Consider the following 7412-nt stretch of genomic DNA (forward strand, 5'->3'; position numbering starts at 1 on the left):
CCGGCATCGGTGCGCCCGGCCGCCCGGCCTGCGCGGCGGCCGGCTGGCCTTCGCGAGGCGCATGAGCCGGTTGCACGACGGGGCCATGCGGATTCACGAGCTGCACGTTGTGCATCGCCCATGCGCCGCCGCCCGGCTTGCCCGGAACGCGGACCGGGCGAGCCGTGTAGTCGGCCGGCACGTTCGTCTTCACGACAGGTGCGCCGGCACCTGGCACACGCCCGCCTTGCTGCGCGAGGTGGGCCGCGGCGTGGTCGCGATACGCGGCCGGCACGGCGGGATTGCGTGTCGCGACGTACGGGTGCTGGGCAATCGCTGCCGGCGGACGGTAGGTCGCATTGCGCAGCCCGCCGGTGAAGCTCTGGCGCACCGGCGCAATGCCCGGTGTCCCCGGCGTGACGTGCGCATTGCGCCATTGCTGCGGATCGACGTGCTGCGAGAAGTGTGCGACCGGCTGGCCGTGCACGAACGCGGACGCCGGTACGGCCGTGATCGCGTGCGGCGCGCGGAAGTTCACGTACGTCTTGTTGATGTTGGTGATATTGGTGATGTTCGTCACGTTCACGGTCTTGTTCACGTTGACGTTGTTCACCACGACGTTGCGGTTCACGCGGTCGTAGTAGTGCGGGCTCCAGCCGCCCCAGCCCGGATGCCACGGTTCGCCCGGGCCGAGCGCGAACCACGCGCAGCCGGCCGCGGCGACACCCCCTACCGTGAGCGCGACGCTCCAGTCGGGTCCGCCGCCACCGCCCACGAACGCGACGAGTGCCGGCGCATAGACCGGCGGCTGGCTGACGACCAGCGGGCCCGGTACCCAGGCCCAGCTATCGTCCACGTATGCCCAGCGGCCGTAGTGATACGGCGCGAACCCCCACGGCGCGTCGTCGACCCACGTCCAGCCCCACGGGGCCTGCCAGATCCAGTGGCCGTCGTGATACGGCGCCCAGTCGGCGGGCGTGTCGTTCGGCACCCATACCTGGCCGTAATTCGGGGTTTCGCGCCACGTGCCGTTCGCGTCGAGATCCTGGTAGCCGGGAATGTCGCGGGACACATAGCGGGCCGACACCGAGCGCTCCTCGGCCGCGTCGCGGCTGGCGGTCCACTGGTCGAGCGGATCGGGGCCCGGGGCGGCGGATTGCTGTGCGACCTGCAGGTCGGTGCCCGTGAACACGACCTGTTGCCCGGGCGACAGCGGGTACTGGCCGTTGCGGCCGTAGACGGTCGCACTGCCGCTGCGCACCGTGACCGTCGTGCTCGCACCGTTCGGGGCGACGTCGACGCGATAGTCGCCGGGGCCCGTGATGCCGAGCGCGAGATTAGGCGTGTCGATTTCGTACGATCCGCCGGCCGGCAGATCGCGCACGTGCGTCGATACGGTGCCGAGCCCCACTTTCAGCTGGGTCGACGAGTCGTCGAGGTTCAGCACCGACAGGCTCGTCGACTCGCCGAGCCGCACTGCGGTCGAGCCAATGTGCAGTTCCGAGCGCGCACCGGCATCGTTCCAGAGCTGGTCGCCGGTCGTCAGCGGCCGGTTCACGGCGGCATACGACCACGTATCGGTGCCGGCCGGTTCGGTCGTCACGGCGCCCGACAGGTAATTGAGCCGCGCGACACGGCTGGGCGGATCGCCGCCCGGTTGCCGTGCGGCGGCCGCGTAGGGCGGGGCGCCGGCCGATTGCGCGAAAGCGGGGGGCAGCGCCGCAAGCGCGACGAACGCGAGCAGCGTGCAGCGGGCGGTTCGCTTGAGCGTGAACAGGGTGGCCATGGTGAGCGTCTTCGTCTTTATCGCGGCGCGTCGATTCGTTCCGCTGAGTTCCCAATATCCGCTCGGCCTGTTTCAATGCTCGGTGTTTTGTAAGTCGAATGGCACGCGATGTAACAAAACCTGTCGATCGCGCGCCGTTGTCGTGCAGACGCAATCCAGGCGTCAAGCGGACGTAAGCCACCCGTCGAAAACCTGCTGTCCGGGCACCGTGACGCGCAGCACGCGCGGCCGTGTCGAGCGCTCGATCCAGCCGTGCGCGCAGAAGCTCTCGAGCAGCGCCGCGCCGAGTGCGCCGCCGAGATGCGAGCGCCGTTCGCTCCAGTCGAGGCAGCCGCACGCGAAGCGGCGCCGGCGCGTGCGCTGTTGCGCGACGTCGATGCCCCATTGCGCGAGCGCCTGGGTGCCGAGTTCGGTGGTCTCGATCGCATCGCCGTCGGCCAGCAGCCAGCCGCGCGCGGTGAGCCCGTCGAAGATGCGCACCGCGAGTTCGCCGGCCATGTGGTCGTAGCAGGTACGCGCATAGCGCAATTCGGCCGGGACCGTGCGGGACGGCGCCGGAACCGGGCGATGCGGCGCGGCCGCGCGCGCGACGTTCGCGAGCGCCTCGAGCGATGCCGCGATATCGGCCGATGCGATGCGGTAGTAGCGGTGCCGGCCGCGCACGTCGAGCGCGAGCAGGCCACCTTCGGTCAAGCGCGCGAGGTGGGCGCTTGCCGCGGACGGCGACAGCCCCGCGATCATCGTCAGTTCGCCTGCGGGTCGCGCGCTACCGTCCATCAGCACCCACAGCATCGCGGCGCGCCCGGGGTCGGCGATCAGTGAGCCGATGCGGCTAAGGCCCGGGAAGTGGTGGTCGTCTTGGTCGGTCATCGTCGTGTCTCGTCAGGCGGGATGAGCTTCAGTGTAGTGGGCGCGCGCATTCGATGTTTCGCTTTCGGCTGAAATGTCGGATGCAGTGGCGCCGGCGTCGACGATGCGGTGGAACCGGGCTGCGGCCGCGTGCGGGGCGCGCGTAGAATGGCCGAAAGCGGCTGCAGCGGGCGGCCGCACGTGACACGATGCAACGATGAAGACGATTTTCTGTTTGCTGGCGGCCGCGCTCGTTTGCGCGGCCTGCGCGCAAGGTAGTGCGGGTTCGGCCGGCGAGCGCGGCGGCAGCATAGAGATGTACGGAACGATCGATCAGGGCATCACGGTGCGCCGCTGACCGGTGCCGGCCGTGCGCACACCGGGCACAGCCCCGGCAGCCGCGCTACACGGGGCGTTCCGCGACGCGTTGCCGCAGTGCAACGTATAATGGCCCGATTACAGCGCCCCTGCCGCCTGGAGCCAACAAGATGTCCCAACCGTCCCCCGTACCGGCCGCCCTCGACCGCACCGAAACCGTATTCCGCTTCCTCGCCGAGCCGTCGTCCGTGAACTTCGGCGGCAAGGTGCATGGCGGCGCGCTGATGAAGTGGATCGACGAGGTCGCGTATGCGTGCGCGGCCGTCTGGTCGAGCCGCTATTGCGTGACGGTCAGCGTCGGCAACATCCGTTTCCAGCGTCCGATCATGGTCGGCAATCTGGTCGAGCTGAAGGCGCGCGTCGTTGCGACGGGCCGCACCAGCATGCACATCCATGTGTCCGTTCATGCCGGCGATCCGAAGGGCGGCATGCTGCGCCAGACGACCGATTGCCTCGTCGTGTTCGTCGCGGTCGACGAGAACGGCAACCCGGTGCCGGTGCCGCCGTTCGTGCCCGAGACTGACGAGCAGAAGGTGCTCGCGAAATATGCGGCCGACGTGCGGGCCGCGCTCGACAAGATCGTCGAGATGAAACCGGACGAGGTCGCGAAGGGCGCGGTCTGACCGCTGCGGGCGCCGCGCATCGCGCCGCGCCCGTCGTCCTGCGATTACTGCGACCCGATCATCTGCTCGGGACGTACCCACGCATCGAATTCCGCCTCGGTCAGGTAGCCGAGTGCAAGCGCGGCCGCCTTCAGCGTCGTGCCTTCCTTGTGCGCCTTCTTCGCGATCTGCGCCGACTTGTCGTAGCCGATGTGCGGATTGAGCGCCGTCACCAGCATCAGCGATTCGTTCAGCAGCAGGTCGATCCGCGAGCGGTTCGGCTCGATGCCCACCGCGCAGTGATCGTTGAAGCTCTGCGCGCCGTCGGCGAGCAGCCGCACCGACTGCAGCACGTTGTGCGCGATCATCGGCCGGAACACGTTCAGCTCGAAATTGCCGCTCGCGCCGCCGACGTTGACCGCGACGTCGTTGCCGAACACCTGGCAGCACAGCATCGTCACGGCTTCGGACTGCGTCGGGTTCACCTTGCCCGGCATGATCGAGCTGCCCGGCTCGTTCTCCGGAATCGACAGCTCGCCGAGCCCACAGCGCGGCCCGCTCGCGAGCCAGCGGACGTCGTTCGCGATCTTCATCAGGCCGGCCGCGACCGTCTTCAGTGCACCGTGCGCGAACACCAGCGCGTCGGCGGCCGCCATCACCTCGAACTTGCTCGGCGCCGTCACGAACGGCAGCTTCGCGAGCCGGCCGATTTCATCGGCGACGCGCACCGCGAACTCCGGATGCGCGTTCAGCCCCGTGCCGACCGCGGTGCCGCCGAGCGCGAGTTCGTACAGGTGCGGCAGCGCCGATTCGACGTGACGGATGCTCTGGTCGAGCTGCGCGACGTAGCCGGAAAACTCCTGGCCGAGCGTGAGCGGCGTCGCGTCCTGCAGGTGCGTGCGGCCGATCTTCACGATGTCGGCGAACGCCTTCGACTTCGCGTCGAGCGTCGTGCGCAGCGTGCGCAGTGCCGGCAGCAGGTGGTTGACGATCGCGTACGCGGCCGCGACGTGCATCGCGGTCGGGAACACGTCGTTCGACGACTGGCCGCGGTTCACGTCGTCGTTCGGATGAACCTTGCGCGCTTCGCCGCGCTCGCCGCCCATCAGTTCGCTTGCGCGATTCGCGATCACCTCGTTGAGGTTCATGTTGGTCTGCGTGCCGGAGCCCGTCTGCCACACGGCGAGCGGGAATTCACGCGGATGCTTGCCGGCGATGATCTCGTCGGCCGCGTCGATGATCGCGCGCGCCTTGTCGTCGGCCAGCACGCCGAGCGACTGGTTCACGGCCGCCGCGGCGCGCTTGACGATCGCGAGCGCGTGGATCAGCTCGGGCGACTGCTTCTCGGTCGAGATCCGGAAATTCTGCAGCGAGCGCTCGGTCTGCGCGCCCCAGAGCCGGTCGGCCGGCACGGCGATCTCGCCAAACGTATCGCGTTCCATCCGAACTGCTTCGTTCATGATCCACTCCTCCAGGAAAGGGGAAAGGCCGCGCGTCGCCGCGCGGCATCAGACGTAATCAGACGTATCGTGAGGCAGTCGCGCCGCTCGCGCGGCGTCTTGAAGTCTTCAGCCGACTAGCATAGCGCCGGCTCGGATTTCGCGTCTTGTCGCGCTCAGTGCGGCGACGTCACAAACGACGCGCTCTTCAGATGGAAGCGCCATGCCATCAGCACGGCCACGCTCGCGAGGCCGGCCGCGAGGCCCCACCAGAGGCCGCGGGCACCGAGGCCCACGTGGAACGCGAACCAGTAGCCGGTCGGAAAACCGATGCCCCAGTAACCGAGGGTCGCCGCGAGCATCGGGATGCGCGTGTCCTTCAGGCCGCGCAGCGCACCCGACGCGACGGTCTGCGCGCCGTCGACGATCTGGAACACCGCGGCGATGCCGAGCAGCGACGCGGCAAGCGACACGGTGGCCGCGTTGGCCGGATCGTCAAGGTTCAGGTACAGGCCGACGATCGCATGCGGCGCGACGATCAGCACGATGCCCGACAGCGTCATGAACGCGACGCCAAGGCCGAGTGCGACGAAGCCCGCATGCCGCGCGGCGACAGGCGCCCCTGCGCCGACCCAGTAACCGACCCGCACGTTGGCGGCCTGGCCGATCGCGAGCGGCACCATGAACGCCACCGACGCGACGTTCAGCGCGATCTGGTGTGCGGCCAGCGACGTCGCGCCGAGCACGCCGATCGTCAGGCCGGTCGCGAGGAACAGCGTCGATTCGACGCCGTACGTGATCGCGACGGGCCAGCCGATGCCGATCAGTTCGCCCATCATCGGCAGCTTCGGGCGCGCGGCCGTGACGAAATGGCGGAAGCGTTGCCGGCCGTGCAGCAGCCAGATCAGTGCGAGTGCGGTGAGCCAGATCGTGATCGTCGTCGCGACGGCCGAACCGAGGAAGCCGAGGCGCGGCAGCCCGAACGCGCCGTGGATCAGCCCGTAGTTCAGCACACCGTTGACGCCGACGCCGCCGATCGATACCCACAGCAGCCGGCGCGCCGCGCCGATCGCAGGCAGGAAGGCGCGCATCAGCCCGACGCCGATCAGGCTGCCGAGCGCGGCGAAGCGCAGGATGCCCGTGTATTCGCCGACGTGATGCGCGAGCAAGGGCGGCTCGTGGAACATCAGCAGGATCGGTTCGGACAGCGACAGCGCGATGATGGCCGGAATCGCGAGCAGCACGGACAGCGCGAAGCCGGTCCAGTAGATGTGCGGTACGCGCTCGTCGGCCTTGGCGCCGCGCGCGTGCGCGACGCTGACGCTGACTGACGACAGCACGCCTTGCAGCACGGTCACGATGACGAAGAAGAAGTTCGCGCCGAGCCCGCCCGCCGCCAGCGAATCGGGGCCGAGCGAGCCGAGCAGCACCGTGTCGGTGACGCTCATCGCCATCTGCGAGAGCTGCGCGATCGCGAGCGGCGCGGCGAGGCGCGCGGTATCGGCGGCGTGACTGGACAGGGACGGCGGCGCGGCGGCCGTCCGCGTAAGACCGGAATGCGACATGGAATGGGCGCTCGCGCGGGTGCGGGCCCGCGCTATATGTATTTATTTTGAGAGACGGCTAGCTTACGGCTTTATTCGAACGGTGTCGAACGCGCGCGCCGATGGCCATGTCGCAGGCAGGGGGAACCGTCGGCCCTAGGCTTCGCGCACGGCAATGCGCGTGTCGCCGAGCAGGACGACCTGGCCCGCGCGGATCTTGCAGGTCTTGCGCAGCTCGACCGCGCCGTCGACTTTCACCGCGCCGGACGCGACGATCAGCTTCGCGGTGCCGCCGCTGTCCGCGAGGCCGGTGATCTTGAGAAGGTTGTGCAGCTCGACGTATTCGCCGGTCAGCGTGAAATCCAGGTTGGGCATGACGAAGAAGGTGCGCAATGCGCGGGAGGAATCGCCTCGCATCATACGGCACCGCCGGCCTGCGCGCGAGCGCGGCCGGCCGCCGGAGGCAGTTGTTAGGGAATGTGAGCCATTCGTCAGCAAATGAAACGGTGGGTAACAGTCTGAGAGATTCGAGAACCGGCCGTGCGGGCCGCGGGTCTTTTGTCGTACCTGCTGCGTGTTGCGGCGGGGACGCCACGGTCCGCATTGCTGCGGATCGGGCTCACAACTTCCTGAGGAGAATTGCCATGTCCAAGATTCGTACGATGCTGATCGGTGCCGCGCTGACGGCGTTCGCCACTTCGGCCGCATTTGCCCAGACGGGCACGGCGGTGCAGGGCGCAGCCGGTGCCGGCGTACAGGCGCAGACGCCGGCCGCGGGTGCCGGTGCCGGCATGCAGGGCAGTGCGGGCGCGAACGCGTCGGGCAATGCGGCCGG

General features: G+C 68.8%; 7 protein-coding genes and 1 pseudogene. 3 read left to right on the forward strand and 5 right to left on the reverse strand.

What is annotated here, in order from left to right:
- The coding region (locus G3N93_RS29815) for a DUF6600 domain-containing protein (protein WP_206134565.1) at nt 1-1765 on the reverse strand (1765 nt) is incomplete at its 3' end.
- 162 nt (nt 1766-1927) lie between these two features.
- The gene (locus G3N93_RS29820) at nt 1928-2635 is read right to left on the reverse strand and encodes a helix-turn-helix transcriptional regulator (protein WP_206134566.1); all 708 of its coding nucleotides are present in this window, start codon (nt 2633-2635) and stop codon (nt 1928-1930) included.
- Nucleotides 2636-2831: 196 nt separating this feature from the next.
- Between G3N93_RS29820 and G3N93_RS29825 the strand changes: the two genes are divergently transcribed.
- Together G3N93_RS29825 and G3N93_RS29830 are read left to right on the forward strand one after the other, a co-directional pair.
- Nucleotides 2832-2972, forward strand: a complete 141-nt coding sequence (locus tag G3N93_RS29825) for a hypothetical protein (protein WP_174944536.1) — start codon at nt 2832-2834, stop codon at nt 2970-2972.
- Nucleotides 2973-3102: 130 nt separating this feature from the next.
- Nucleotides 3103-3615 carry an acyl-CoA thioesterase gene (locus G3N93_RS29830; RefSeq protein WP_043181917.1) on the forward strand — a complete coding sequence of 171 codons (513 nt, stop codon included), beginning with the start codon at nt 3103-3105 and terminating at the stop codon, nt 3613-3615.
- A 44-nt stretch (nt 3616-3659) separates the two neighbouring features.
- Here the strand turns inward: G3N93_RS29830 and fumC are convergent, their stop codons facing one another.
- The 3 genes from fumC to G3N93_RS29845 all read right to left on the reverse strand — a co-directional run bounded on the left by fumC (nt 3660) and on the right by G3N93_RS29845 (nt 6952).
- Nucleotides 3660-5054 (reverse strand): class II fumarate hydratase, encoded by a 1395-nt coding sequence (gene fumC, locus G3N93_RS29835; RefSeq protein ID WP_011351376.1) that lies wholly within the window; start codon nt 5052-5054, stop codon nt 3660-3662.
- Between the two features lie 155 nt (nt 5055-5209).
- The gene (norM, locus tag G3N93_RS29840) at nt 5210-6598 is read right to left on the reverse strand and encodes a multidrug efflux MATE transporter NorM (RefSeq protein WP_011351377.1); all 1389 of its coding nucleotides are present in this window, start codon (nt 6596-6598) and stop codon (nt 5210-5212) included.
- Between the two features lie 135 nt (nt 6599-6733).
- Nucleotides 6734-6952, reverse strand: a complete 219-nt coding sequence (locus G3N93_RS29845) for an RNA-binding S4 domain-containing protein (RefSeq protein ID WP_006486208.1) — start codon at nt 6950-6952, stop codon at nt 6734-6736.
- A 269-nt stretch (nt 6953-7221) separates the two neighbouring features.
- On the opposite strand from G3N93_RS29845, the pseudogene G3N93_RS29850 reads away from it, so the two are divergent.
- Nucleotides 7222-7412 (forward strand): annotated as a pseudogene (locus tag G3N93_RS29850) (hypothetical protein); the annotation flags it as partial.

Origin of the sequence: Burkholderia sp. Se-20378 (assembly GCF_017104665.1) — a bacterium.
In the GTDB taxonomy this organism is placed as follows: domain Bacteria; phylum Pseudomonadota; class Gammaproteobacteria; order Burkholderiales; family Burkholderiaceae; genus Burkholderia; species Burkholderia lata.